This is a genomic window from Rheinheimera soli, assembly GCF_031457405.1.
GTDB lineage: Bacteria > Pseudomonadota > Gammaproteobacteria > Enterobacterales > Alteromonadaceae > Pararheinheimera > Pararheinheimera soli_A.
In genome coordinates, this window is record NZ_JAVDWR010000001.1 from 448,030 (window position 1) to 474,976 (window position 26,947).

Below are 26,947 nucleotides of genomic sequence, written 5' to 3' on the forward strand. Positions count from 1 at the left end.
CCCAAAACCCTGATATTTTTCTGATATCGGTATGATAAGGTTGGTTTTACTGCTCAGGTGGCAGGGTTTGCTGATGTGTTTTTATTCAGCTGTATCTGATGTTTTTCTTCTGTGCAAAAATGAGTTGTTCACTGTAATCAACTTGTAAGCCAAATGTAGTTGTAACGTCATTTAGAGTCTTTACTTTAATCCGCTGTTTAGTTCACTCAGATGGATTTTAGTTATGACGTATTCCACACAAAAACAATTTAAAAAGAAGATGTTAAGCTCACTCATTTTGGCCAGTTTGGCCAGTGGTGCATTCGCAGTCATGGCGGCAGAGGGCGATGACGCGGCGATAGAACGTATCACTGTCACCACACAAAAGCGGGTGCAGGCTATTCAGGATGTGCCAGTGACGGTAACGGCTTTTACTGGTGAAATGCTGGAACAATTGGGCATTGCAGATCTGGATGTGTTGTCTGAAATCACTCCGGGTTTAGTGATCCAGGAGCAAAGCCCAAACAACCCGGGTTTTGTCATTCGTGGTATTACCTCTGACAGTGGTTCAGCTCAGTCTTCTCCCCGGGTTTCTGTGTATTACAACGGCGCCGATGTTTCCCGTTCACGCGGCTCTTACTTTGAACTCTTTGATATCGAACGGGTTGAAGTGGTGAAAGGGCCACAAGCGACTTTATTTGGTACTGCGGCTTCCGTCGGCGCTTTGAGTGTGACCACCCGTAAACCTCAGGAAGAGTTTGAAGCAGCTGTTACTTTAGGTGCGGGTAATTTTGCCGCGAAAAATATGAATGGTTTTATCACAGGGGGCGAGCAGAAAGTGCAAGGCCGTCTGGCTTTTACCTATAAAGAACGTGATGGTTATGTGGAAAATATCGCACAACATCAGCCGGATCTGCATGGTATTGAACGTACTGGTATTCGTCCTTCGCTGCGTATCACTCCCAATGACGATTTAACTCTGGATCTGGTGTACAACTTTGAGAAAAACAACGATACAGGCACAGCTTTTAAGAGCCGTCGTTTTGCGCCAACTGGAGGCGATACCAGCCCTTACAGCTTTGTGGAAGCCAGTGGCAGTCCTTTAGCTCAGCAGGTATTTGGTAAGTCTGATCTGGGTGTTGAGCGTACAGTGAAAGATTTAAACCTGACGGTCAACTGGGATTTAAACGAGCAGTGGCAGTTAACCAGCATCAGCGCTAAACGCAGCTTCGACTCGCTGGAAGTGTTTGATGCAGACGGGACTCAAGCCTGGTTTTTAGAGTTTGCTGAAGATGCGACAGGCGATCAGTTCAGTCAGGAATTACGCTTTAATTACAGCGGCGACAAGCTCAATAGCTTCTTTGGCATCAGTTACTTTGACGAAGATGGCTCTCAGTTAGTGCCTTTCAGTACAGAAGAATCCATTTATTTGAACTGTGTTGGTCAACTGGCAGCATTGAATCTGCCTTGTATCAACCCGGACGGCACAGTGAATATTCTGACGCCACTGCTCACTGAAGGACAGGCTCAGCTATTACCTTATCAGGGCAGCTACCAGAACTTTGGCGAAAACAAAGCTTTTTCGGTGTTTGCTGATTTCAGTTATGCCGTCACAGAGGCGCTGGAGCTGACCGCAGGTTTACGTTATGTCGATGAAGATAAAACCAGCGGTTACGCTTCAAACTTTGCCAATTCGGTATTGGCGAAAGCCCCGCTGTTACCTGTAGTCTCAACCAATGGTGAAATTTTTAGCGCCGAAGGCAGCTTTGACGCCTGGTTACCGCGTTTTAATGCTTTGTACCGTGTGAACAATCAACTGAATCTCTATGCCACTATCTCCAAAGGGCGTCGTTCTGAAGTGGTGGATGTTAACTCAGCCCGCAGCCCGACTGGTGCAATACCTCGTATTACCGAACTGCCGGCAGAAACTATCTGGAATTACGAAGCGGGTATCAAAGGCAGCACTGCAAATAACGAGCTGCGTTATGCGGTATCGATGTTTTATCAGGACTACCAGAACTTTCAGGTCACCTTGCAGGACGACGCCGGTAATTTTTATACCGACAACGCAGGTAATGCCAAAAATATGGGTATAGAAGCCGAACTCAGTGCAAGCTTAAGCGATGATTTGGAATGGTTTACTAATCTGGCCTGGATAGACGCCAAAATTGACGACGACAGCAGCAACGGTAATCTGGCGGGCAACAGATTCCGCCTGCAACCTGAATACACTGCGGGCACTGGCTTGCTGCATTCGTATGAACTGGGCGGCGAATATCAGTTAAACAGCTCCTTGTTGTACAGTTTCCGCAGCGATATCTTCTTTGAAGAAGCCAATGCACCTGTCGCAGGTTTTGATATTACTCAGGGTGCTGTGCAGCTGACCAGCCTGCGTTTTGGCCTGGAAAACACTCAGCAAAACTGGTCTGTGACTCTGTATTCCAGCAACGTATTTGATAAAAAATATCTGGTGGATGCGGGCAACACGGGCGGTGCTTTTGGTTACCCAAGCTTTGTTCCGGCTGCACCAAGGCTGTTTGGCATTGAGTTTACGAAACGCTTTATGTAACAGCTTGCTGTAAAAAATAGCTGCGGTAGGAGAGGGCTGTATGGTTTTCTCTGCCGCGGCAGCAGCATAATGATTCAATTGCAGCTTTCTTAATTTCTATTGATTAAATTACTTTCAAAAACAAATAAATACCTTTACCTTTTATCTCTACGTTTTGCTTAGGCTTTTGACAAAAAACAGACAGTAAAAGGAATTGGATATGTTGACTAAAATACTGGGTTTGAGTTTATTTCTGCTGGCAAGCCAAACCAGCTTCGCTGCCACAACCGATGCCAGCACGAGTATCAGTCAGGCTTTGCAGCATGAAGCCCGCACTGACGCCAACAAAAAACGTGATATTGCGCGAAAGCCAGAGCAAACGTTGGCGTTTTTTGAAGTGACACCAGAAAAAACGGTAGTCGAAGTATGGCCTGGCTCGGGCTGGTATACCGAAATTCTTGCTCCTTTGCTGGCCGAAAAAGGCAAACTCTACGCCGCGCATTATTCAGATAAGTTCACACTTTTGCCTGCTGACTATATGCAAAAAGGCCGCACTGAATTCAATAACAAGCTGGCATCGCACCCTATTTACAAAAACGTCACAGTGACAGATTTCGCACCTTTGGCCGATATTGCCATAGCGCCAGCCTCCAGCGTTGATGTGGTGTTGTCTCTCCGCAATCAGCTTTATATGTTCGAAGGTGAAACCTCGTTAAAACACGCCTTAGCTAACTTTTACAAAGCACTGAAACCTGGTGGTGTATTAGGGGTAGTAGCTCCACGCTTACCAGAGCATTTGCTAAATACAGAGTGGAAAAAAACCGGTTATGTGCCAGAGCAGTTATGGTTAACACTGGCTAAAGAAGCCGGATTTAGCTTTGAAGATCGCGACGACATGCTGCTCAATCCAAAAGATACCGCCGATCACCCATCAGGTATTTGGTCTTTACCACCGACGTTAGCCGGAACTGACGAGGAAAAAGCCAAACATCGGGCCATTGGCGAAGTCAACCAGATGGTGCTGAAGTTTAGAAAGCCGCAGGAGTAGGGGCTGTTATTGCCAGAGTGACATAGGTTCGATGACTTGTAGGTTCTGCTCTATGTAGGTTGTACATGATGTAGGTTGCACTCGCCGCAAAGCGGCAGTGCAACAAAGGGGGATGCTGCAGCGGTAAGGGCATAGTCCACGCAGGCAGGCCGTAAACCCATCGATTGGGACCGCGCGTTTCGCTATCCCTGTTAAACAGGGGCCGATGAGATCTATAACTCTCGCTTTTGCGGAGTTAGGTTTTGTGCTATCAGCAGGCTTTGACTGTACATATGGACGAATACACAGTGTTATTTGCTTTGATAAGAAAACAAGCAGGTTTTTGGCAAATAAAAAGGTACATTTATCTGTTACTGAAGAAGGGAAAACACTCTAATTTAGCAACTTAGAGTGAATCAGCCTAAAAATAACAGGCAAGAAAGAAGTAATAGTGTGCCAGCACGCTTTTGACAGGTTTGAGCCGTAGTTATTTATAATTTATGTTATTTATCAATAAACTAATGCAGATCGATTATCTGGTAGAACCAGACCAGACCTGCCGGCACAATATACAAATGTTAGCCTCTGCAGAAAAGGAGCGCATAAATGAATGAGCGTGAGATTCTCAAGCACCTCCAGAAGTCTGCATGGGAGGATGTTGAGTACTTCTCCAATAGGAAGAAGGAGGAAAGAGAACGTTGGGTAGTTTCAGAATTTCTTTCTGTGCTCGGCTTGGAATATCATGACGCAGAGCTTCAATCTCTTGAACAGGACAATAAAGCTGATGTTCGCTTCCGTAATGCCTTATTTCAGGTTAAAGAACTGCCAGATCCAAACCTTCGGCGGGGAAAGATGTACAAGGATGTTTACAAATCCATAAAGGAAGCAACATCCCTTCAAGATGTGTTGCTGGTCGGGGATGCCCGTGATGTGCCGCCACTCGCAAGCATCTATGAACTCGTTCTCGAAAAGGCCGCTGAATTGGCAAATAGCGAAACATATAAAGCATCGAAGAGCGGGCTTGATCTGCTTATATATGCAACGCGCACTAGAGCATCACTTATTCAATCGCATGAAATTAAAGGCGAAGAATTTTCAGATTTAGGATGGAGGTCTGTTTCGTGCGTAAACTCTAAACAAGCCGTTGTTCTATTTTCGTCGCAATTTGCCCCGGTGTTTATTCTTGAGAAGGTTTCCAAGATTAATGAGCAAAAATGGCTAACAAAGCCATCAATTTGACCGCCTTACGCTGCGCTTCAGGCGGCAAATTATGGCAGCGTTATGCCTTATCGAGGAAGAATCGATCATTGTGAACCTTGTCTTATTCGATTTTGATAAAACGATAATCAGTAGAGATACTGGAGCCGAATATATGAAATTTATGTTGGCTCGTAATCCATTAAGGCTTACTGCTTGTCTATTCGCATGTCCTTTTGTACTGCCTTTCTTGCTTTTTGATAAGGCAAAGTTTGTCGGTTACTCCGTTTGGCTATGGCTTGCTACGATTGGAATGCCGATTAAAAAGGTAATAAAACTGCGCAATAAATTTATTACGCAGTATCTCGAAAGTGAAAAGACAGTGGTGTACCAACAAGCAGTGGAGACCCTGAACGCTCACATTCAAAAATTGGACAAAGTAGTGATAGTAAGCGGTGCTTCTGAGTGGATGGTTAAAAAGGTATTTGCTCAATTGGCGCTTCCAAAAGTTGAGTTCGCTTGTTCACAAGAGGCTCGCTTGGTTGGCGGTATGGTTAGTAGCTTTCATTGCTATGCGAAAAATAAAGTAAAAAGTATCCACCAGCGGTTAAACCTCGTTAAGTATCAATCAATAATTGGTTATTCAGACAGTTCTGTGGACATACCTATATTAGCCTTGTGTACTCATCGTTTTATAGTCAACCCCAAGCAAAGCTGTCTTAAGAAATTAATTAAGTCTTTTGACCAGTCTGTGACGGTAGTAACTTGGGCATAACAAACAAATATTATCGCCAGCAAAAAGCGCTGGCTGCGACGTCAACCCGCTGCGCGGCTTTCCGCGCTAAATTTGGGCGTTATACCTTTAGGAGCATCTTTTGATCAAAGGTGTGTTAGTAAGAATCCGAAATGTAAAAGCGGCTGATTTAGATGAGTTCTACAGCTTGTCCTCGAATTATGAAGACCCTGGTGATTTCATGCCGCTAAGTTTTGTCTCTGAGGTTGCTTTTAAGACAGAATTTGCGGATACAGGTTTCTGGAAAGATCATTGTGGAAAGTTGCTCGTTGAGGATTCTTCCGGTCAAATTGTAGGAGAGGCTGGCTTCTTCAAAGCTGCACACTATATTGATGGCAGAGAAATATATTACAGAATTTTCAGTGGTCATCGAGGCAAAGGATACGCGAGTGAGACCTTAGCACTTTTGGCCCGATTTTTCTTTGAATCATCTTCTATGAATCGAATTCAAGCAGTTACAGTTCATGGTAACGACGTATCAGAGCATATGCTAAAGAAATCCGGATTTGTATTCGAAGGAACAATGCGACAAGCGCGTTATTTTAAAGGGCGACTTGTCGATCTTAATCTGTTCTCGCGTGTTCGTTCAGAACGTCAGGTATAACAAGTTGCTTAGTTTCGTTCCGGCCACAAAAAGCGTGGCCTAGGCTGCGCTGCGGCAGTCCATTAGCAAAGCGTTGGCAGTACAGGCGACACTTATTTATTCTTCTGGAATTTCCTAATTGATGTTATTTGATAAAGCCCGCCATGAAGCGCTTTGCGGTAACGTATGGAACAAAGATGTTGTTCAAAGCACAATAATGTTCATTGTTCATGACATTGAAAAATCTTTGTTGCCGGGATCTTGCTGGCCGACACATCCACTGGATGCAGAGAGTTACCCCAGAGCCGGGCCTTTATGGTCTGCTTATGCCGGGGCTGCCGGTACCGTGCATGCCTTGCAAATATTGAGGCGTTACGGCTATCAGATACGTGATTTAACCTATTTGCTTACGAGAATACACGAATCTTATTTGCGGCAGCCTGATGTGTCAGTTGAACCCGGCCTGCAATTGGGCGAACTCGGCATTATGCTGCCAGCACTATTGGCGCAACCGGCAAATCAAGAATTGGAAGAGAAGCTGATACGGCGGATGGAGGCAACAATAAATCTGCCTTTATACGAGATCACATCTGGGCAAAGTGGAATGATGCATGCTGCTCTTGCGCTTTACCGTCAAACAGGTAAAACAATTTGGAAAGACTTATATATCAGAGGCGCTACAGCTTTATTAGAAAGCTGGAAATATGATAGTAAAACCAAAGAATGGCTATGGGAGAGCCAGGTTTTTGGGGTTAAGCGCTGCTATTATGGCGCATGTCATGGTGTAGTGGGTAATGCTAATATACTGTTTCAGGGGATAGATTTGCTTGAAAGTGAGTGCTCCGAATTAATCTTAGCAAGGACGGTTGATACACTAAGTCTTTCTGTAGAACAAAACCTGGATACCGCCAATTGGGTTCACTACGCTAAACCCAATGTAAAGAAAATGCTTGTTCAATGGTGTCATGGCGCGGCGGGTATTATTACAGCAATGGCAAGGACACCGGATACCAATTCTGGCTATTCTCACCAGCTTGATAAACTATTAACGAAGGCCGGTGAATTAGTTTGGCAGGCAGGTCCACTGAAAAAGGGCTCAAATATTTGTCATGGAACTGCCGGCAATGGCTATGCATTTTTGTATCTGTATCATAGGTGGGGTGACAAGATTTGGCTTGACCGGGCAAGAAAGTTTGCAATGCATGCTATTGAACAATGCCAGAAAGATCGCCTGAGCTATGGTCAGGGGCGATACACCTTATGGACAGGTGATGCGGGTCTGGCCATTTATTTAAATCACTGTTTGTACCCGGAAACGGCTGCAATACCAGGATTGGATTTATTTTGATTTTTTTGCGAAAAGTATCAGCCATACCCGGTCTTATAAATTTAACGGTGCTGATAAAACCATTTGCGGTAAACTCCCAACTCAGGACTATAAACATTGATCGGCGAGTAAACTTGTGTTCGATAACCTTCTATCACTCTTATTTTTTGCCGCAGCTATGCAAGGTTTTTTATTAGCAGGCGTACTGGGGCTGCACAAGCGCAATGTTCAGGCAAATCATATTTTAGCCCTATGGGTGGCGCTTTTATCTGTGGATTTGTTAGGGCAAATTTATTACGCGGAAAATATTTACAAACAATACCCGGAATTCATAGGCCTGACTAATTTCTTACCGCTTTGTTACGGCGGCTTCTTATTTTTGTATGTTCGTAGTCTTACCCTGGCGAAACCGCTGCGGTGGCACGACAGCATACATTTTGCTGGTTTTTTTATCGGCGTACTGCTCAACCTGCCTGCGCTGCTGCAAAGCTCTGCGGGCAAACTGCGATTAGTTGAACATATTATTGCCAGTCGGGTGCCCTGGCATTTTGAAATCGTCGATCTGTTTATGCCTTTGTACGCCACTGCCTACGCTATATTCAGCGGCATCCTGCTGTGGCGTTATCAACAATCGGCCGACAGCAGCATGTCAGTGTTGCCGCGGCTGAGATGGCTTCAAAGGTTGTTGATTATTAACATGATTATTTGGCTGGTGGTGTGGATCTCCACTCTGACTCCCGTCATCTACATTAAAATCGACAATCAGGTGATTTATCTGTTAGTGAGCCTGCTTATTTACATCATGGGTTATACCAGCCTGCACCAGCCCGATATTTTTGCGGCGGTAAAAGAGAATGGCATCAAATACGGTGACAATCGTTTACCCGATGATTTGCGCGGACAAATTCTGACCGTGCTTGAACAACATATGCGCGACCATTCTCCCTGGCGCGCCAGCAATTTTAGCCTTGTCCAATTAGCTGAGAATACAGGTATTGCCAGCCACCATATTTCACAGGTGCTGAACGATCACCTTGGCCAATCCTTTCATGAATACCTGAATCAATTTCGCATCAATGCCGTTTGCCAACGCTTGCGTGAGCCTCAGTCGCAAAATTTACTCGACCTCGCGCTCGACTGTGGTTTCTCTTCTAAATCCAGTTTCAACGCCATTTTTAAGAAACACACCAACCAAACCCCTTCGGAATACCGAAAAAAAGTGCAAGACTAAGAGTTTGTACGTCCAATCTTAGAATTCAGGACGCTTAAGCAAGGCCACATCAGCAAGATAAGCACAAATTAGCGCCCCCCGCGCTCAGTGTTTACCTATGAAGGACTTGCTTATGCCCGGCTTGCTGCCCAGCGCCCGACATTACAGATTCAAAGTTGTACTGCTGATGTTCGCCTTCGCTGTGACTGCTTATTCCCTTGGCTATCACTGGATTTACAGCGACAGTGATGAAGGCTTTATCGCTGAATTCCGCATTCTTAACCCCTTTTTGCTCTACGCGCATTTTGTCGGTGGCGGCCTTGCTCTCAGCCTGGGGGCAATTCAGCTCTGGACCAAAAGGCCGTCGCGTTTACATCGTTGGCTGGGGCGGGCTTATTGCCTCTGCGTAGTGGCAGGTGCAATGGGCGGAGTTTACCTCTCTTTTTATTCGCACCTGGGAGCCATTACAGGTTCAGGCTTTTTTATCGCCGCTGTTTTATGGTTTTGCAGCACTTTTATAGCCTTGCGCTTTGTACTTGCCCGCCAGTTTGATGCACACCGCCGCTGGATTTTACGCAGCTTTGCACTCAGTTGTGCTGCTATCAGTTTGCGGGTGCTGTTGCCTCTGCTTTCGCTCGTTTTTAGCTTTGAAACCAGCTATGCCCTGGTCGCATGGCTTTGCTGGAGCATCAACCTGGTCATCATTGAAATTTATCTTTTTTACACTCTAACCCGCGCTAAAGCGCCAATCACCGGAAGCCTTACCTTATGAAAAAATCCTGTTGTTTTATAGGCCTTATGGGCCTCAGTTTTTTTACCCCCACTATTTTTGCCCAAACCACTCCTGGCCAAACTCAGCAGGCTGAATTCGCTCTGGGTATTGGTGTGGCAAGTTTTCAAACTGCCCAAAAAGGAGTCAAAGCCAAACAAATTGCCATGCCGCTGGTTTCTTATCAGGGTGAACGTCTGAGCTTTCAGGTGACGACACTGAGCTACAAGATGGCAGAATTTGAAGGTGTAGCAATTAGTGCGCTGGTATCGGGCCGCATTCAGGGTTATGAAGCCGCAGACAGCCCTTATCTGCAGGGTATGAAAATGCGTTCAGACACAGTGGATGGCGGAATTAGTGTGGATTGGAATGGCTTCAGCCTGTCTTACAAACATGATCTGTTGTCCAAACACCAGGGGGATGAAGTGGCACTTTTCTATAGCAAAGGCTTTGATTTCGGCAAATTACAACTGATGACCGGCGCAGGCTTATCCTGGCAGAGCAAAAAGCTGAATCAGTATTATTTTGGTGTGAATGACAGTGAGGCTCAAAACTTTATGGTGCAAGGCCAGTTATTCAACCGCACAGAATACCGGGTAGACGCAGCGTTAATACCTAAAGTGAATGCCATGGCCATTTACTCCCTTTCACCATCATGGGCGTTCATAGGTGGCGGCGAAGTAGAAGTTTTACCAGAGGAAATTACCGACAGCCCCATCATGGGTGAAAAAAATGCGTGGGGTGTTTTTATAGGCATAGTGCGTAATTTTTAAAACACAGTGTTTACGCGATGACCCAGTATCAGCCGGTCATCGCGTAACAGAGCTTTTATTTTGGCTAAGCTAAGGTTTAGCGCGCATGATCTGAAGAAGCTGAATACACCCCGCACCTGAGTATAGACATCGGGGTTGAGGGAATAAGCGAAAATGACTGACAAAGAAAAATTTTGGAACAAACAAGCCGCCGGTGATGCCAGACGTGCGGTGAAAGATGAAGCCAGTTATCAAGACGTGGGAAAGCCAAAATGGCTGAACCTGACCTTGCTACTTAAATATTCGCGGATCAAATTCAAACTCCAGTTTCTCCGCTTTTGCCAGCATTTCGTTTAATGCCGGGTGCTTTGGATTGACAATATAGTTGTGATCGCGGGGTGATATGGAAGAGGGGACTTGCAGCGCAGCGTATTCTGGCTCTGGTTTGTTCAGAAACTCATCGCCAATCAGTTGTGTGCTTTCGTTTGCAGGAATAGTCCGCCAGCTGGCTGGTAAATCTTCCTGATCTAACTTCGCAATCAAATGCTCTGGCATATCAATAGCGTATAGGTTGTATAGCTCGATTACTGCCGGGTCTTTGGTTAAGTGGACAAATACTTCCAAAGCACAAAGCGATTCGGATCCTGCAAAGTACAAGGCTTCTGTGCCTTTGCTGTTCCAGCGGCCGCCATAACGTTTTGCACCTGCCGGGCTAAAGGGGGCTTCAGCGAATTTTTTCTGCGTCAGCCTGAACAGCTTCATCAGGAAAATACACCATGTTCCAGTCGGCCAATCAGGTCTTTTACAATCTCGAAATCAACTGTGGTGGATACCATGTCTAAAGGTCTTTTGCCGTCTAAACCATAGACACTGCTTTTCATCCACTCAAGCGCACGCTCTTCATCATTAAATAGCTCGGTGGCCAGTTTCATCAGCATGGCGAGGCGGTACATGGCATCACTTTCCTGAGTGCTGAAACGCTCGCTATTTTTTAGTCTGCGTTTGATGGTACTGACAGGAATAAGGGTGATCTGGTGAAACTCGTGTTGTGACAATCCGACTCTGTTGACCAGGTTACGATACACCACTGGCTTAAAGCCCTGATGCACAGCTTCAGTGCGAACTGTTTTGGAGTCTTCAATACCAAGGCTAAACCAAAAGTTTGTTTTATGGTTTTGTGTTGGCTTAAAGCTTTTAAGTTCGATGGCAGACATCAGCAGTTACCTTCGTTTTGTTTATCTTGGTTTTATTTTGCCAGGACCAAATGGCCTATTCATTGTGGTTCATATGAGCTGTTATTGCAACTTCAGCAACCTCGTTATGAAGTGACCACCACTCTGAATTTGCATAAATCGAACGATTCGACTATTTTGAACGATAACTTGTCCGTTTTTGGAGCCTGTCGTGATTTCTTTAACTGCAAACGAAGCAAAAACTAAGTTCGGCACTATGTTGCTTACTGCCCAATCAGAGCCGGTAGAGATAGTGAAAAATGGTACTTCTGTTGCATTTGTAATTTCAGCCAAAGAATATAAAAAGCTGGAAGAGATGAAAATGGAACTGGTCAAAGCTCGTTTTCAGAATATTAGTGAAGAAGATCTGCAGGACGGTCAAAGCTTTTTTGACGAATTGGATTCCGGAAAATATGACTGATGGCAAAAACGCCGTTTTTTCTTCGTGGCCATGCCAGAGCTGATTTGGTGGCTATACGTAAATACACAGTCGAAACCTGGGGCAATGACCAGTGGTTGAGCTATAAAAAGATCCTGCTGCAAAAGCTGCAAAGCCTTGCCAATCATCCTGAAATGGGAATTCAACTAAAAGATGTTGCTGAACATGCCTATAGATTTCCGCTAAAAGATCAGGTGGTGTATTACCTGAAGCGAAAATCAGACGTGGTTATTGTCGGCATACTGTCCAATAGCATGGCTCCTGAACAGCATTTATTACGTCAGCAGGATTTGATTCAGGATTGAGTTCTATTCCCCCTCATTTCATACAAAACCCAATAGGCGTATGCAACTCACTGTGGCAAAATCAGTTTTATAGCTTAAACAGCAAACTAATAAACAATAACGGAGTACTGTCGCATTGGCACTTGAGCCTGGTTTTTTAGTGATCCATTCCAATCAGTTGGAGCAGCTGCGTGCGCTTCTTGTGCAGTTTTGTCAGCGTTATCCACTGTCGCCCTTAGAGCTTGAACAGGTGCTGGTGCAAAGTAATGGTATAGCGCAGTGGCTGAAACTGGCTTTTGCCGCGTCGCCTGATGAAGCCGATCCTTTTGCTCGTGGTTTGGGTATAGCCGCTGCTATGCAGGTGCAGTTGCCTGGCCGTTTTATCTGGAGTATGTATCAGTTGGCACTGCCAGAGCAGCAACTGCCTGATTTGTCCGTCTTTAGTAAAGACAGTTTGCGTTGGCGTATTTTCAGGTTATTGCCTGCTTTAGTGGCGCAGGATGAATTTGAGCTGCTGCGCCGTTTTATCAGTGACGATAAAGACCAACAAAAGCGCTCACAGCTGGCGCTGAAACTGGCGGATTTATTTGACCAGTATCAGGTGTATCGTGCCGACTGGCTGGCGGATTGGGCTAAGGGGCTGTATCGGATGGCACAAATGGATGGTGACGCTAAAACCATGCCGGATGATCAACTGTGGCAGGCCAAACTCTGGCAGGCAATTTTGGCAGAACTTCCCGCAGAGCAGCAGCAACAAAGCCGGTTTTCCTTGCATCAGGCCTTTTTACAACAAGTAAAAAGCTGGAAAAAAGCGCCAAAAAATTTACCACGCCGGGTCATTATTTTTGGTATCTCGTCTTTACCGCAACAGATGTTGGAAGTGTTGTCGGCACTTGCACCTTATTGTCAGATTTTATTAGCGGTATTAAACCCTTGTCAGTTGTATTGGGCTGATATTATTGCCGAAAAAGACAAAGTCAAAGCAGCGCAGAGACGCCAGCCGACTAAGGCCGGTTTTTTACCTTTTGCCAGTGCCGAGCAGTTATCAGGCCAGGCGCAGCCTTTGCTGGCGGCCTGGGGCAAGCAGGGGCGGGATTATATTCGCTTGCTGGATCAGTTTGACGAAACTGCCGCTCATAAAGAGTTATTTGCCCATCAAAAAGTTGATTTATTTGAATCGCCCAACACCAGTCATTTATTGGGTCAGTTGCAGGACGACATTTTGCAGCTGCGTTCTGTCACTGAAACCCAAAGCCAGTGGCCAGCTTTAACAGCTGAAGCGGCGCGCAGCATCAGCTTTCAAAAAGCCCATAGCCCACTTCGTGAAGTGGAAATTCTGCATGATCATCTGCTGCAGCTTTTTACTGAACACCCGGAGCTTGGCGCTAAAGATGTGATGGTGATGGTGCCGGACATTAATTTATATGCGCCTCTGATTGAAGCCGTGTTTGGCAAAGTGCCGATGGGGGATTTACGCTATATCCCTTACAGTATTTCTGATCAAAACAGCAAAAAGCAGCAGCCGTTATTGCAGGCTTTAGAAGTGCTGTTAAGCCCCGAGCAGCAACGTTTAAATGCCAGTACCGTCTTCGATATGCTGGATATCAGTGCTTTGCAGCAGCGTTTTGGCTTAAAAGCCGCAGCTTTGCCGAAAATTAAGCAGTGGATTGAAGAGGCAGGTATTCGCTGGGGGCTGGATCAGCAGCATCGCCAGCAGTTGGGTTTGCAGCACGGTTTTGAGCAAAATAGCTGGCTTTTTGGTATTCGCCGTATGCTGCTGGGTTATGTCGCAGGCGATACAGCGCCATGGCAGGGTATAGCGCCTTACGCTGATGTGGCAGGGCTGGAAGCAGCCGAACTTGGCCCTGTGCTGGTCTTATTACAAAAAATCAACGAGCTATGGCAACAACTGGCGGTAAAACGTAGCCCCGCCGATTGGCATCTGCTTTTTACTCAGCTGTTGCAAGACTTTTTTGCGCCAGACGAGCTGGAAAGTCAGCAGTTAGTGCAGCAATTACAACAGCAACTGCAAAGCTGGCTCGACAACACTAAAGGCGCTGATCTTGAAGAAGAGTTAAGTTTACAAATTGCCCGTCAGGCGGTGTTAGAACCTGTGCAGGCCGGTGGTTTGCAGCAGAAGTTTTTTAGTGGCCGAGTCAACTTTGCCACTTTGCTACCAATGCGCTCTATTCCTTTTGCGGTGATTTGTTTGCTTGGCATGAACGATGGCGCTTATCCACGGGTGCAGCAACGGCAGGACTTTGATTTAATGGCGCTGGATTATCGCAGTGGCGACCGCTCGCGCCGTGACGATGACCGTTACTTATTACTGGAAGCTTTGTTATCGGCCCGCCAGCAGTTTTATATCAGTTGGGTCGGTTTTAGCGTCTTTGATAACAGCGCCCGTGCACCTTCTGTGCTGGTCAGTCAGCTGCGTGATCATTTGTCTGCCGCTTGGGCTATGGAGGATGGCACTGATTTATTAGAGCAAATCACTTATGAGCATCCATTACAGCCTTTTAGCCGCCGTTACCGTGAAGCAGGTTCTGGTTTGATTAGCTATCAGCAGGAGTGGGCCAGTTTGCATCATAAAGCTGGGGGGGCTGTAAAGACTGAAGCGCTGCCAGTCCTGAACGATTTACATTGGACGCTAAAACAAGCCAGCGACTTTATGCGTGAGCCGGTGCGGTTCTTTTTTAATGAGCGTTTAAAAGTACGGCTGGAACTGCCGGAACTGGCCAGTATTAATGATGAAGTATTTGCTTTGGAACCGCTGGAACGCTGGCAAATGCAGCAGCAGCTGGTGGCTGAGCTAAAGCGTAGTGTAGAACAAGGCCAAAATTGGCAGCAAAGCGCAGAACAACAGCTGGAGTTATTCCGCTTGCAAGGTCGTTTGGCTGTGGGGGCAGGCGCTGCCTTAATGCAGCAGGATTTAGTGGCAGGGCTGGACGAACTGGCCGCTGGCTATCTGCAATTTTTAACTGCTTATCCAACAGCGGATGCTGGTTTTTATTCGCTGCGTTTTGTTAACGCGCAAGGCGAGCTAACCGAACAGTTAACAGGCTTTCGGCAAGGTACTCCCGACAACGGAGGTTTGGCCTATGCCGAGCTATTGCCCACCGCTTTAATTAAAGACAGAAGCATAAACTGGCGGCATATAGTCGCGCCTTATCTGAAGTTGCTGTTGTGCTGTGCAAGCGGTTTGCCGCTTACGCTGTATGTGCTCTCCAGAGTAGGGCAATTGGTGTTGCAACCTATTGAAAAACAACAAGCTGAAAAGCAACTAGGGCAGGTTTTACAACTAATGCAGCAAGGGCTATCAGAGCCTTTAGCTTTGGAATTTAGTGTGGGTGTGGAATTAGTAAAACAGCTGGAAAAAGGTGTGGCTGTGGACGACAAACTGCTATCAAAGCTGGAACGTTTGTATACAGGCGATGACTTCAACGCAGGCGCTTTGCAGCGTAGCCCTTATTTGCAGCGCGCTTTTGCAGACTTTAATGCGCTTTGGCAAAAGGGCCAATTAGAAAAAAATGCCAGTGCTTTATACGCTCCTTTGCTCGCCGTCAACTACAGCGAGGTGTCTGCATGAGCGCTGCTATAGCCAATCTGGATTTACTCTCTTTCCCCTTATCAGGTAGTCAACTGATTGAAGCCAGCGCAGGCACAGGCAAAACCTTTACCATAGCGGCGTTGTATTTACGTGTGGTGTTGGGCCATGGGTGCGACAAAGCTTTATTACCGCCTGATATTCTGGTGGTGACTTTTACCGAAGCTGCAACTCAGGAGCTGACCGAACGTATTGGCCAACGTTTAGCCGATGCCGCCCGTTATTTCCGTGAGCAAACAGACTCTTTAAATAAAGGGCAGGCCGATCCGTTTTTACAAAGCTTGCGCAGCGAGTTTAGCCCGGATCAATGGCCGCATTGTGCCTATCAACTGGAACTGGCGGTGCAGTATCTGGATGAAGCGGCCATTTCTACTATTCACGGCTGGTGTAATAAAGTGCTGGCCGAATTTGCGCTCTCAAGCGGTTATTTGTTTGAACAAAATCTGGTGACAGACGTCGAGCAGTTACAGCTGGATGTGATACGGGATTACTGGCGCAATTTTTATTATCCGCTGCCTGAAGAGCATATAGCCACAGTCTGGCAACAGCTGCAAAACCCTGAAACCTTGCGCAAAAAAATTCTGCCGCTGATAAGCCACTTGTCGTTATTTACTGAACCTGCCACACCCGCTGTGTTATTGCCTGAAGTGAAAGCAGAGCGTAAGCAAAAACTAGCTGAGCTCAAAGCGCCCTGGAATAACTGGGTCAGTGAAATCCGGATTTTGCTGCACGGTGCTATTGAGCGTAAAGAAGTGGACGGTCGTAAATTGCAGGCGCGTTATCTCGACAGTTGGCTGGCAAAATTAGTGGCCTGGATAAGCGATACCGAGATGGTCGACCCGGATTTGCAAACAGGCCAAAGCCGCTTAACGCCACAAGGCTTGAGTGAGGCTTTTAAAGGCCCGGTGCCGAATCATCCGGCTTTTGAAGCTATGGCAAAACTGGCGGATGAACTGGCCGCTTTGCCGGATCCACAGCAGGATTTAGTGCTGCATGCCGCTTTTTGGTTTGCGCGACGTTTCCATCAGTTGCAGTTAGAGCGCTCTGAGCTTGGTTTTGATGAGCTATTAAGCCGCTTGCAGCAGGCGTTGCAAAAAGACGAGGGCGGTTTACTTGCTGAGCGTTTACGACGTAAATTTCCGCTGGCGCTGATAGATGAATTTCAGGACACCGATCCTGTGCAATATCAACTCTTTGATGCCATTTATCAGTTGGATCAAAACAGACAGGACTGCGGTATTTTATTGATAGGCGACCCAAAACAAGCCATTTATGCCTTTCGTGGTGCTGATATTTATAGTTATTTAGCGGCGAAACAAGCAACAGTGGGGCGACACTTCCAACTGCCGAAAAACTTCCGTTCTACTGATGAAATGGTCAGTGCGGTCAATCACTTATTTAGTTATGCCGAACAGCGTGCTTTAGGGGCTTTTGTATTGGGCCGGCCTGATTTATTGAGTTTTTATCCGGTGGAAGCGCAAGGGCGGAAAGAGCGTTTTATGGTGGAGCAACAGCCTGTCACAGCGCTGGAGTTTTGTATTAAAGAGTCCCCCGATGGCAAAGTGTTTAGTAAGGCTGCCTGTTTAGCGGAGATGGCCCAGGCCTGTGCTGAGCAAATAGCAGTGTTTTTAACCGAAAGTGCAGCAGGTCGTGCAGGTTTTGTGCAAGAAAATCAGCTCACAGCCCTTCAAACCAGCGATATAGCAGTTTTAGTCAATAACCAGCAGGAAGCCAATGCGATTAAAAAAGCTTTGGCAGAGCGTGCTTTGGCCTCTGTGTATTTATCTGATAAAGGCGCCGTATTTGAAAGCCCGGTGGCTTTGGATTTACTGCTGTGGCTGCGCGCTTGCGCCGAGCCGCAGCGTGAAGCCTTAGTGCGCTCGGCTTTATCGAGCTGGAGCTTGTCGCTAAATTATTCCGAGCTTGAGCAACTGCTGCAGGATGAGCTGTTATGGGAGCAGCAACTGGCGCGTTTTGCCAGTTATCAGGCGCTGTGGCAACAACAAGGTGTGCTGGTGATGTTATGGCAACTGATGCGCGATTTTGCAGTGGCTGAATTTCTACAGCAACAGCCATCAGGCGAGCGGTTGTTAACTGACATTCTGCATTTAGCAGAACTCTTACAACAACGCTCTATGGAGCTGGAAGGCCCGGCTGCACTTATTCGTTATCTGGCCGAGCATCTTGCTGGTCAGGGCGATTTAGCCGCTGAGCAGCAAAAACTGCGCTTAGAAAGCGACGAAGCCCTGATTAAAATTGTCACTATTCACAAATCCAAAGGCCTGGAATACCCACTGGTATTTTTACCTTTTATTGCTTTAGCGCGAGCTGTAGATGCCAGCAAAGGCCCTGTGACTTACCACCAGGATGGTGAACTGACCGTGGTGTTACAAGCCAACGAGCAGCAAGCACAACAAGCAGAACGTGAACGTTTGGCCGAAGATATGCGAAAGCTGTATGTGGCTTTAACCCGAGCGCGGCATTATTGTTGGGTAGGGCTGATGCCAGTCAAGGAGCAAAGTGCTATAGGTTATTTGCTCTCTGATGATGCGTTGGTATCGCCCGTGGCCCTAAAAGAGCAGTTATCGCCATTACTTAAGCAGCCACATATTCGCCTCGCTGATAACTTATCAGAACAGCGCTCTGTGGTACTGATGCTGGATCAGGCCGGTGAGCTGCTGCCTTATGCCCAAATGACCCGTTCAGTCAAAGAGCTGTGGTGGATAGCCAGTTACAGTGCTTTGTTGGAGCAACATCAGCACGACAGTAAAGCGGCTGAGCTGTTTCAGGAGCTGGCGCCAGAGCAAGTGCAGCATGATAGTGAGCCTCAAGAACCTAAAATGTTGACTATTGCTCAGGGCTTTGTGCGTGGCAGTCAGGCCGGTACTTTTTTGCATGATGTATTGGAGTGGGGGGCAGCGTTGGGTTTTAACGAGTTAGCGCAACAGCCGGATTTATGGCAACAAGGCCTGGCACCTCTGATGCAGAAATATGGCTTATTGCAGCAACTGCCAGAGCATAGATGGCAAATTCGTTATTGGGTCGGGCGGCAAGCGCCTTATCCGGAAACAACAGATTTACCCAGCGCTTTAATGCCACTGCAACACTGGCTGACGGAGTTGATTCAAACACCGCTCTGGGAGAATGTTGAGGCGAGCTTAAGCACACTCACTGAAGGCTCATACCGCGCCGAACTGGAGTTTTGGTTAGCAGTTCAGCACTGCAGCAGTGCGCAGTTAGATAGTCTTGTGCAACAGTATTTGTGGCCTGAATTGCCACGGCCAGCACTTCGAACCACGCAACTGCAAGGTATGCTCAAAGGTTTTATCGACTTAACTTTAGAGCAGGAGGGCCGCTATTGGGTGCTGGATTATAAATCAAACTATATAGCCGATGGCCAGTATGACAGCCATGCCTTAATACAACAGATGCTGGCGCACCGTTACGATGTGCAGGCGGCTTTATACGCTGTGGCTATCCATCGTTTATTACAAAGCCGTCTGACGGACTATAAGCCACAAGAACATTTAGGCGGCGCTTTGTATTGGTTTTTGCGGGGGGGGGAGGCTACAACCAAAGGTGTGCTTGCTGTGGATATTCCGCTGGAGCTGGTGAACAAGCTTGACGCTCTGCTGCAAGGTCAGTTGGTCGCTAAGGAGCTGGCAAATGTCTGATTCAGAACTATTGGAACTGCAGATGCAGGGCAAAGACTGGCGGGCTTTGGATAAGGCGCTGGTGACTTTTTTTCGTGAGCAGCAAAAGCTGGAGCCAGCACTAGCGTTATTGATTGGCCAGTGCAGCTTTGCACTCGCTCAGGGCCATTTGTGTTTACCACTTAAATCTATGTCGCAGCATTCACAACAGGAATGGCTGGCGCTGATGGCGCTTTATCCTGATTTGTTTGAATTAAGCGAAAACCGTAATCAGCCTTTTGTGTATGCCAATAATGCTTTGTATATGCGCCGTTATTTTGGTTATCAGCAGCAGATAGCGCTTTATCTGCAACAAAGCAGCCAGCGTAGCCAGCAGCTACGCCAAGCTATAGATCCGGCGCTGCTGAAAAACTTATTGGACCCTTTGTTTCCTGTGTCAGCAACAAAAAGTGCTGATCCTGATTGGCAACGTTTATCATGCGCCATAGCAGCCAGCAGCAGCTTTAGTGTGATCACTGGCGGTCCTGGTACAGGCAAAACCACCACAGTGGTGAAACTGCTGCTGGTATTGCAGCAATTGCAGCAGCAACAAGGTGCCACGCCTTTAACTATTCAACTGGCTGCCCCTACAGGCAAAGCGGCAGTGCGGCTTCGAAGTTCTATCCGCACTACGCTGGATAAACTGCCTGCATCGGCAGAAATGAAAAGCCAGGTGCCAACTGATGTATCGACCTTGCATAAACTCTTGGGCGCTCGTGCGCAAAGCCGGCAGTTTAAGCAAAATGCTTTTGAGCCTTTGGCGCTCGATTTATTAGTGGTGGACGAAGCCTCAATGCTGGATGTCGAGCTGATGGCCGCTTTGTTGTCGGCCTTACCAGCCCATGCCCGGTTGATTTTATTAGGCGATAAAGACCAGTTGGCCTCGGTGGAAGCGGGCGCTTTAATGGCAGAGCTTTGTCAGTGGGCAGAGCAGGGGCATTATTTAGCGGAAACCGCAGCCTGGCTCAATCAATTATCTGCTGCCGCTATTCCGGCAGATTTAATCAGCGATACAGGTAAAGCGCTGGAGCAACAAATTGGTATGCTTAGGGTCAGCCATCGTTTTGATCCACAAAGTGGCATCGCCAAACTTGCCAATGCGGTGAATGCAGGTCATAGCGCTGAAGTAGCCGCCATTTGCCGTGCAGATTATGCCGATCTGCAGTATCTGGAAGCGACAGACTTTAAGCATTTAAAACAATTTGTGTTAACAGGTAAGGCAAAAGAAGAGCAAAAAGAAGCAGCTGGTTTTAGTTTTTATTTGAATACAGTGCGGCAAAGTCCGTCTTTAGAGGCAGAAGATCAGGTCATTGATTTATGGGCGCAGCAAGTGCTGGCCGATTTTTCCGCTTTTCAGTTGCTTTGTGCTGTACGACAAGGGCCTATGGGTGTAGAGCAAGTCAATCTCTCGGTAGAGAAAATGCTGCATCAGGCCGGGCTTATTCAGCACAGCAGCCACTGGTATGCCGGACGGCCTGTGATGGTGACACAAAACGATTATGCGCTGGGGCTGATGAATGGCGATGTGGGTATTTGTTTGCTACGGCCTTATCAGGGCAAATGGATGCTGGCTGTGGCTTTTGCATCAGAAGACAGCAGCAAAGCGGTGCGCTGGGTTTTACCCAGCCGGTTGCAGCAAGTTGAAACTGCTTACGCTATTACTGTGCATAAATCTCAGGGTTCGGAGTTCCGTCATGCTGTGCTGGTATTGCCAGACAATTTCAGCCCTGTTTTAAGCCGAGAGTTGATTTACACCGGTATTACCAGAGCGGCGAAACTTTTTAGTCTGATTTGTGCCAAACCGGACTTATTAACGCAGGCTGTAGAGCGAAAAGTACAACGTTATGGCGCCATCAGGTTGGATAGTTAACCGTTATACATTGTATCTATGGCCAGCCAATTGGTAATAACAGCGCTTCACAGAGCGAACAGAATAATGGAGTAGTGATGGATCTTTGGTTGTTAGTTCAAGCTTTTATTTTAGGCATAGTGGAGGGATTAACAGAGTTTTTACCCGTATCCAGCACTGGTCATTTGATTGTTGTAGGCGATTTGATTGGCTTTCATAACGAAGGCAAGGTGTTTGAAATTGCCATTCAATTGGGTGCTATTCTGGCAGTGGTGTTTGAATACCGTCAGCGTTTTATCAGTGTTGCGACAGGTATTACTCACGACAAAAAAGCCCAGAATTTTGTGCTGAATTTATTTGTCGCCTTCCTGCCAGCCGCCATCATTGGCTTGTTGTTTATTAAATACATTAAGTTGTATCTATTTAACCCTATTACAGTTGCGACCATGCTGGTGCTGGGGGGGTTAGTGATTTTGTATGCGGAGCGTCGTACTCATCAGGTAACCATTCATGATGTAGACGACATCAGCTGGAAAGACGCGTTAAAGGTAGGCTGTGCGCAGATCATCTCGATGATCCCCGGAACCTCACGTTCTGGCTCCACCATTATTGGCGGTTTGTTTTTTGGTTTTGACAGGAAAGTGGCCGCTGAGTTTTCATTCTTTTTAGCTGTGCCTACTATGTTTGCGGCAACCTTTTACGACTTGTTTAAACACCGGGATGTACTGGCCTTTGATCAGGCCCCCATGTTTATCGTTGGTTTTGTCACAGCCTTTTTCAGTGCCTTGTTAGCGGTAAGAACCTTTGTACGTTTTGTCTCAAACCACAGCTACGAGATTTTCGCCTGGTACCGTATCGCCTTTGGTTTGGTGATCCTGGCGACCTGGTACTTTGGCTGGGTGAGTTGGTCTTAACTATTGCTGTCACGGAACATCGCAACAAGGCTCCCGGCAGTTGCGGCATACCGTCCTTCCATGGCGATCATGAAAAAGGGCACTTTCAGTGCCCTTTTTACTATCTAATGGCGTGCTCTTACAGAACTTAACGGCCCAGATATTTATCCAGAGTTTTATATAGACCCTGCCACATGGTTTGGTTTTTTTGCTTCAGTTTTGCTGCGTTGTCGGCCAGAAGAGGAGTAATTTGCTCTTGCTCTGCCAATAACTGACTGACTTTTTGAGTCAGGCTGACGGCTGATAGTTTTTCCAGGCAGTAATCGGCCATACCAAAATCAGACATCATGGCGTGGTATTTATGGCTCCAGCTGGTTGCTATACATGGCACACCCTGACTCAGTGCATTAATAGCACCATGAAAACGTGAGCTGATGGTAATGGAGCTTTGACCGATAAAAGCTTTGACTGCCAGTGGATCTTCAATCTGAATAGTGTCGCAAGGCGCTAAGCGGGCTATTTCCTGACACAGCAGTTGATCTTCTTTGCCTTCGTGATTGACCAGTACCACAGCATAACCTAACTCTACCAGCTGGTTGGCCGCAGCAGCAAAAGCTTCGACATAGTTAGTGCGTTCTGCTTCGGCATTGGCGTGGTTAAACTTAGACACCACTTTGCTATTAGGAATAAGAGCAGCAAATTTGCCTTCAATTTCAGGCAAAGCACTAGTGCTGTGGCCTTTTAAACCTACGGTAAAGTCAGGGGTTAACTTGACTGTATCCGGCAGATTGGCTTCACAGCTTTGTAAGTGGCTGAATGAAACCGGATCGCGTACGTAAATCAGCGCAGCGCTGTGAATAATATCGCGCATCGCAGCTTTGCTTTCGTCGCTGCTAAAAGGGCCAAAAGCCTGTGGCATAAAGACAAAAGGTTTGCCTGCCTCTTTAAAACGTTTTACTTCACGTGCTGTGTTTTGTAGAAACTTCAAAGGCCACTGGTCGCCATAAGCAAAGCCACTGGCTTCTAAAATCACGTCAACATCACGCTCTGTCACCATGCCATAACGTTTCATCAGATTACGTAATGAACCAGGAAATTTTCCAAACCATGGGGTTAAATCCAGACCTTTACGGCGGAATGACACCTTTTGCCATGCGCCCAACAAGGCACGTTCACGATACGGCAGGTTAGGACCAGGAGATAACACCAGCTCTGTGTTGTTTAAGGTTTTTAAACCTTGTAAACAGGCCAGCAGCATCAGGTAAGCACCTTTGTTGCGGAACTGGACGCCTTTAATTTCGACTAATAAGGCTTTTGATTCAGACATAAGTTAATAACTCCGTAGCAGTTTTCTTCTCGGAGTGAGGGATCAACGCCTGCGGATCAGGGTAACCCACAGCAATCAGCATCACGACTCGTTCGAAAGGTTGTAATTTCAGTAAGCGGCCAATTTTGGCTTCGTAGTTTTCAATATCAGGCCAGTTGATAGAACAAGAGGCAAGGCCCATAGTCTCTAATGCCAGCATCAGTTGCATATTGCCTAAGCTGGCATCTATATAAATCACATGGCGGTCGCGCTCAAAAGGGTAAGCACTTAAGTCACCGACCACGGCAAGCAGGGCAGGAATGCCATTGGCATAACCCACAGTGCCCATAGGTAAGTTTGCTAATTTACTCAGCATTTCGCCTTCGGTGGCCGCTATATAACGAAAGGGCTGACGGTTACAGGCACTGGGTGCCTGAGCTGCGGCTGAAACCGCTTGTTCCAGCGCGGATTTAGGCACACTTTGAGGTAAAAAAGTACGGACTGAACAACGCTGCTGGCACAAAATTAAAAACTGCTCGTAGCTGATATCTGCTCTGGGTCTTTGCTCGTAAGGGGCTGGAGCTGAAGGACGGCTTTGCGCCAAACGTGGTGCTATCTGAGCTTTTAAGGCGGCAAAAGTAACAGGTTGACTGGCACCATCCGGCCACTCTGTCACCGAAAAGTAGCTGTCCATTACATCGTGACAGTATTTTAGCAACACTAAATCCAGAGCCTGATGATCGGCCAACAGGTTTTGTAATGCAGTTAAAGTTTCGTCAATATAATCCAACGCAAACAACGACTTGCGCGGTACCATGCTTAAACCTTTTTCCAGCCGGTGAATATTACGGCGTAAAATAACTGTCGCTATACTGCTGCTTTCTTCATGCAGATGGTAATGATGCCTGCCCGCCGCTGTGGCATGTTGCTCACGGCGAAAATGCGGGTTAAAAAATGCGTAATACAGCGTTGCCGCCAGACGGCTTTTGGCTGCGTAAGGTAATAAGACCTTATCGAGCTTTTGCCTGATTTGTTGGAGTTGTTTTTTCATACCGTCTCTTTCTCTACCACCACACCGGCTCTTTTTACCTTGATCAGTTGCCACAACTGACGACGGGTTCTGCCGGAAAAAAATAAAAAGAAAAATGAAGCGTAGGCATAGGAAATCAGCGTTGCCCAGGCTGCACCATCAATGCCCATAATGGGGATCAGCCACCAGTTCAGCAGTACGTTTAATACTGCACCTACGCCATGACTGGCCAGAGATAAAGGCTCCTGGCCGGTAATAATTAAATGTTGTCCTATCAGGTAACGGATAAAAATAAACACACCGGCCCAGATATGGATCTGCAGTACTGAAATACCAGCCTGAAATTTTTCACCAAAGATCAATGGTACCAAAGGCGGAGCCACAATAAATATAACTACAGCAATGGTTAACGCCATCGCAAAAAAGTAACCCGTGTATTTACGCAGCAATAATAAATATCCGGACCAGCTGACCTGATGGCTTTTTAAAAGCTCAGGATAATAACGCACTGCTAAGGTTGCTGGTATTACGTACCAGAGCTCAGAAATGCGGCTGACAGCAGCGTAAACACCAGCGGCTTCAATATCAATCAGGCGTTCAATCATAATCAGATCAATACGCAGATAGACCACAGATAAAATACCAGAGACCCATAACCAGCTGGAGCGGCGCAATAACTCCTTGCCATGCTGCCAGTTAAACCAGGCCGGTGTTAAGCGGCCGGAGTCTTTGTTGTGGCCTTTATAAATCTGATACTGCAATACGCCGACAGCGGCAAACTCCAGACCTACTATCCAGAACAAAGCGCCAATACCCAAGCCATACCAAAGCACTGCCAACTTGGCAACCAGACCCAAGATTCCCAACGCCAGTTTGCTGTAGGCGAGGGTGCGGAAATGGCCTAAATAATTCTGGTGGTATTCAAATAAAATAAAAGCATTAAACAGCTGACCGACAAAAAGCACTGCAGCGCCAAGTTGATAAGGTTCAAATTCTGTTGGCAGATACCAGCTAAAACCAACAAACATCAAAGCAGCAAATACAAATCCCGCTATTAATCGAAGCCAGGTGGCAGTAAATAAAATCTGCTGGCCTGTGCGTGGGTCAGTGGCAGACTGCACCGACTTTTGCACCAGATTGTTTAATCCTAAGTTGGCTAAAGGCGCTAAAAATGCGCTCCAGGTCATGACGATAGCGTAATAACCTGTGGCTTCAGGCCCAAGCATACGCGCCACAATAATAGTGATTAAGGCGCCTGCAGCCAGCTTAACTAAACGTTCACCCAATAAAGCGACGGCTTTGGCTTTGGCAACTTTAATTAAAAACTTAACCACGTCGTTTCGCTTTATAACGTTTTATAGCACGGGTGATGCGCCAAATATGCTGCAAAGTGTATGAATAAACACTGAACACTATCAGGAACATTAGCAACATAATTAAATCAGGTACCATCAGGTACTCACCAATGATGCCCAAAGTAGCCAGCATACAGGAGAAGCTACTGATCACTATTAAAGCCTGACGGGAATTTAAGCCAAGACGCAGGAATATATGATGCAAGTGTTCACGGTCGGCCAGGAAGGGTGACTGACCTTTACGAATACGGCGCAACATAATGGCTACCATATCCATCAGCGGCACTGCAATGACCCAAAGGGCTGTGACAGGGCGAAAGCTTGCGGTATCACTTTGGGTGCCGATAATCAGTAACCAAATCACGGTTAAACCAATCAGCATACTGCCGGCATCACCCATAAAAATTTTACCTTTGCCTTTGCCAACCACATCCAGGTTAAACAGCAAATAAGGAATAAGCGCAAACACCAGCACCATAGGTAAAACAGCATGCTCTAGTTGACCGCCCATACCCATCATTAAGGTCACAGAGACAAAAGTAACACCACTGAGCATACCGGCCAGACCGTCTATACCATCAATCATATTAAAGGCATTAATAGCAGCAATAACGGCAATCAGCGTGACAGGAATGCCGATATACCCCAAAGTGACATCACCCAGGGAAAACAAATTGCCTAAATTACCTAAATGCAGTTGCAGACCATAGACCATAGCTGAGCCAATCAGCAACTGGACACAAAGCCGTAATTTGACGCTTAAATCCATAAAATCATCAAATACACCCAGAATGACAATAGTGCCGCCACAAAGCAGGTAGTAATAATGAATATCTTCCGGTAAACCAAACCAGGCTAAGGTCAGACCTACACCTGTGAATATAGAAATACCACCTATCAGTGGTACTGATCCCGTGTGCTGCTTACGGCCAGCAGGTTTGTCCACCAGTCCGACTTTGACAGACAAAGGGATCAGAATAAAAATGGCGGTCAGGGTAAGAACAAAAGTGGTAATAAACAGCTGCAGATGTTCTGTCATGTGGTTTCCATCGGCTTTTTGGCCTGAAATAATGCG

General features: G+C 46.7%; 21 protein-coding genes. 15 read left to right on the plus strand and 6 right to left on the minus strand.

The genetic code is table 11. The features are described from left to right. Positions 1-223 precede the first annotated feature (223 nt). The 9 genes from J2W69_RS02060 (at position 224) to J2W69_RS02100 (ending at position 10,206) form a co-directional block, all read left to right on the plus strand. Positions 224-2,548, plus strand: coding sequence for a TonB-dependent receptor (locus J2W69_RS02060; RefSeq protein WP_310274067.1), 2,325 nt, complete (start codon positions 224-226; stop codon positions 2,546-2,548). Between the two features lie 199 nt (positions 2,549-2,747). Next, the gene (locus J2W69_RS02065; RefSeq protein ID WP_310274068.1) at positions 2,748-3,575 is read left to right on the plus strand and encodes a class I SAM-dependent methyltransferase; all 828 of its coding nucleotides are present in this window, start codon (positions 2,748-2,750) and stop codon (positions 3,573-3,575) included. A 585-nt stretch (positions 3,576-4,160) separates the two neighbouring features. Continuing rightward, on the plus strand, positions 4,161-4,793 hold the full coding sequence (locus tag J2W69_RS02070; RefSeq protein ID WP_310274070.1) for a DUF1780 domain-containing protein: 633 nt from the start codon (positions 4,161-4,163) through the stop codon (positions 4,791-4,793). Between the two features lie 31 nt (positions 4,794-4,824). Then, positions 4,825-5,526 carry an HAD-IB family phosphatase gene (locus J2W69_RS02075; protein WP_310274072.1) on the plus strand — a complete coding sequence of 234 codons (702 nt, stop codon included), beginning with the start codon at positions 4,825-4,827 and terminating at the stop codon, positions 5,524-5,526. A gap of 100 nt (positions 5,527-5,626) precedes the next feature. Then, positions 5,627-6,148 (plus strand): GNAT family N-acetyltransferase, encoded by a 522-nt coding sequence (locus J2W69_RS02080; protein ID WP_310274074.1) that lies wholly within the window; start codon positions 5,627-5,629, stop codon positions 6,146-6,148. A 121-nt stretch (positions 6,149-6,269) separates the two neighbouring features. Beyond that, entirely contained in the window at positions 6,270-7,475 is a 1,206-nt protein-coding gene (locus J2W69_RS02085; RefSeq protein WP_310275069.1) for a lanthionine synthetase C family protein, read from the plus strand. A 157-nt stretch (positions 7,476-7,632) separates the two neighbouring features. Further along, positions 7,633-8,685 (plus strand): AraC family transcriptional regulator, encoded by a 1,053-nt coding sequence (locus J2W69_RS02090; RefSeq protein ID WP_310274076.1) that lies wholly within the window; start codon positions 7,633-7,635, stop codon positions 8,683-8,685. Between the two features lie 112 nt (positions 8,686-8,797). Then, a complete protein-coding gene (locus J2W69_RS02095) occupies positions 8,798-9,436 on the plus strand; it encodes a DUF2306 domain-containing protein (RefSeq protein WP_310274078.1) in 639 nt (212 codons plus the stop codon). Continuing rightward, a complete protein-coding gene (locus J2W69_RS02100) occupies positions 9,433-10,206 on the plus strand; it encodes a MipA/OmpV family protein (RefSeq protein WP_310274080.1) in 774 nt (257 codons plus the stop codon). Before J2W69_RS02095 ends, J2W69_RS02100 begins: the two co-directional genes overlap by 4 nt. Before the next feature lie 270 nt (positions 10,207-10,476). Here the strand turns inward: J2W69_RS02100 and J2W69_RS02105 are convergent, their stop codons facing one another. Both J2W69_RS02105 and parS read right to left on the minus strand, forming a co-directional pair. After that, positions 10,477-10,947 carry an RES family NAD+ phosphorylase gene (locus tag J2W69_RS02105; RefSeq protein WP_310274082.1) on the minus strand — a complete coding sequence of 157 codons (471 nt, stop codon included), beginning with the start codon at positions 10,945-10,947 and terminating at the stop codon, positions 10,477-10,479. Then, a complete protein-coding gene (gene parS / locus J2W69_RS02110) occupies positions 10,947-11,399 on the minus strand; it encodes a type II RES/Xre toxin-antitoxin system antitoxin (protein WP_310274085.1) in 453 nt (150 codons plus the stop codon). The genes J2W69_RS02105 and parS overlap by 1 nt, the downstream gene beginning before the upstream one ends. Before the next feature lie 190 nt (positions 11,400-11,589). Between parS and J2W69_RS02115 the strand changes: the two genes are divergently transcribed. From J2W69_RS02115 to J2W69_RS02140, 6 genes are all read left to right on the plus strand, one after another. Then, complete coding sequence (locus tag J2W69_RS02115; protein WP_310274087.1) at positions 11,590-11,838, plus strand: type II toxin-antitoxin system prevent-host-death family antitoxin; 249 nt, start codon at positions 11,590-11,592, stop codon at positions 11,836-11,838. Further along, positions 11,838-12,161: a type II toxin-antitoxin system RelE/ParE family toxin gene (locus J2W69_RS02120; protein WP_310274089.1), complete on the plus strand. Its 324-nt coding sequence runs from the start codon at positions 11,838-11,840 to the stop codon at positions 12,159-12,161. Before J2W69_RS02115 ends, J2W69_RS02120 begins: the two co-directional genes overlap by 1 nt. Positions 12,162-12,276: 115 nt before the next feature. Next, complete coding sequence (gene recC / locus J2W69_RS02125; protein ID WP_310274091.1) at positions 12,277-15,729, plus strand: exodeoxyribonuclease V subunit gamma; 3,453 nt, start codon at positions 12,277-12,279, stop codon at positions 15,727-15,729. Then, on the plus strand, positions 15,726-19,421 hold the full coding sequence (recB, locus tag J2W69_RS02130) for an exodeoxyribonuclease V subunit beta (protein WP_310274093.1): 3,696 nt from the start codon (positions 15,726-15,728) through the stop codon (positions 19,419-19,421). Before recC ends, recB begins: the two co-directional genes overlap by 4 nt. Further along, complete coding sequence (gene recD / locus J2W69_RS02135; protein ID WP_310274095.1) at positions 19,414-21,309, plus strand: exodeoxyribonuclease V subunit alpha; 1,896 nt, start codon at positions 19,414-19,416, stop codon at positions 21,307-21,309. Before recB ends, recD begins: the two co-directional genes overlap by 8 nt. A gap of 77 nt (positions 21,310-21,386) precedes the next feature. Next, the gene (locus tag J2W69_RS02140) at positions 21,387-22,202 is read left to right on the plus strand and encodes an undecaprenyl-diphosphate phosphatase (protein ID WP_310274096.1); all 816 of its coding nucleotides are present in this window, start codon (positions 21,387-21,389) and stop codon (positions 22,200-22,202) included. 127 nt (positions 22,203-22,329) lie between these two features. Here the strand turns inward: J2W69_RS02140 and J2W69_RS02145 are convergent, their stop codons facing one another. The 4 genes from J2W69_RS02145 to wecA are packed head-to-tail and all read right to left on the minus strand — an operon-like array spanning position 22,330 to position 26,911. Next, the gene (locus J2W69_RS02145; RefSeq protein ID WP_310274098.1) at positions 22,330-23,508 is read right to left on the minus strand and encodes a polysaccharide pyruvyl transferase family protein; all 1,179 of its coding nucleotides are present in this window, start codon (positions 23,506-23,508) and stop codon (positions 22,330-22,332) included. Further along, a complete protein-coding gene (locus J2W69_RS02150) occupies positions 23,501-24,538 on the minus strand; it encodes a nitroreductase family protein (protein ID WP_310274100.1) in 1,038 nt (345 codons plus the stop codon). Before J2W69_RS02150 ends, J2W69_RS02145 begins: the two co-directional genes overlap by 8 nt. Then, entirely contained in the window at positions 24,535-25,851 is a 1,317-nt protein-coding gene (locus J2W69_RS02155; RefSeq protein ID WP_310274102.1) for a flippase, read from the minus strand. Before J2W69_RS02155 ends, J2W69_RS02150 begins: the two co-directional genes overlap by 4 nt. Beyond that, a complete protein-coding gene (wecA, locus tag J2W69_RS02160; RefSeq protein WP_310274104.1) occupies positions 25,844-26,911 on the minus strand; it encodes a UDP-N-acetylglucosamine--undecaprenyl-phosphate N-acetylglucosaminephosphotransferase in 1,068 nt (355 codons plus the stop codon). The genes J2W69_RS02155 and wecA overlap by 8 nt, the downstream gene beginning before the upstream one ends. Positions 26,912-26,947 lie beyond the last annotated feature (36 nt).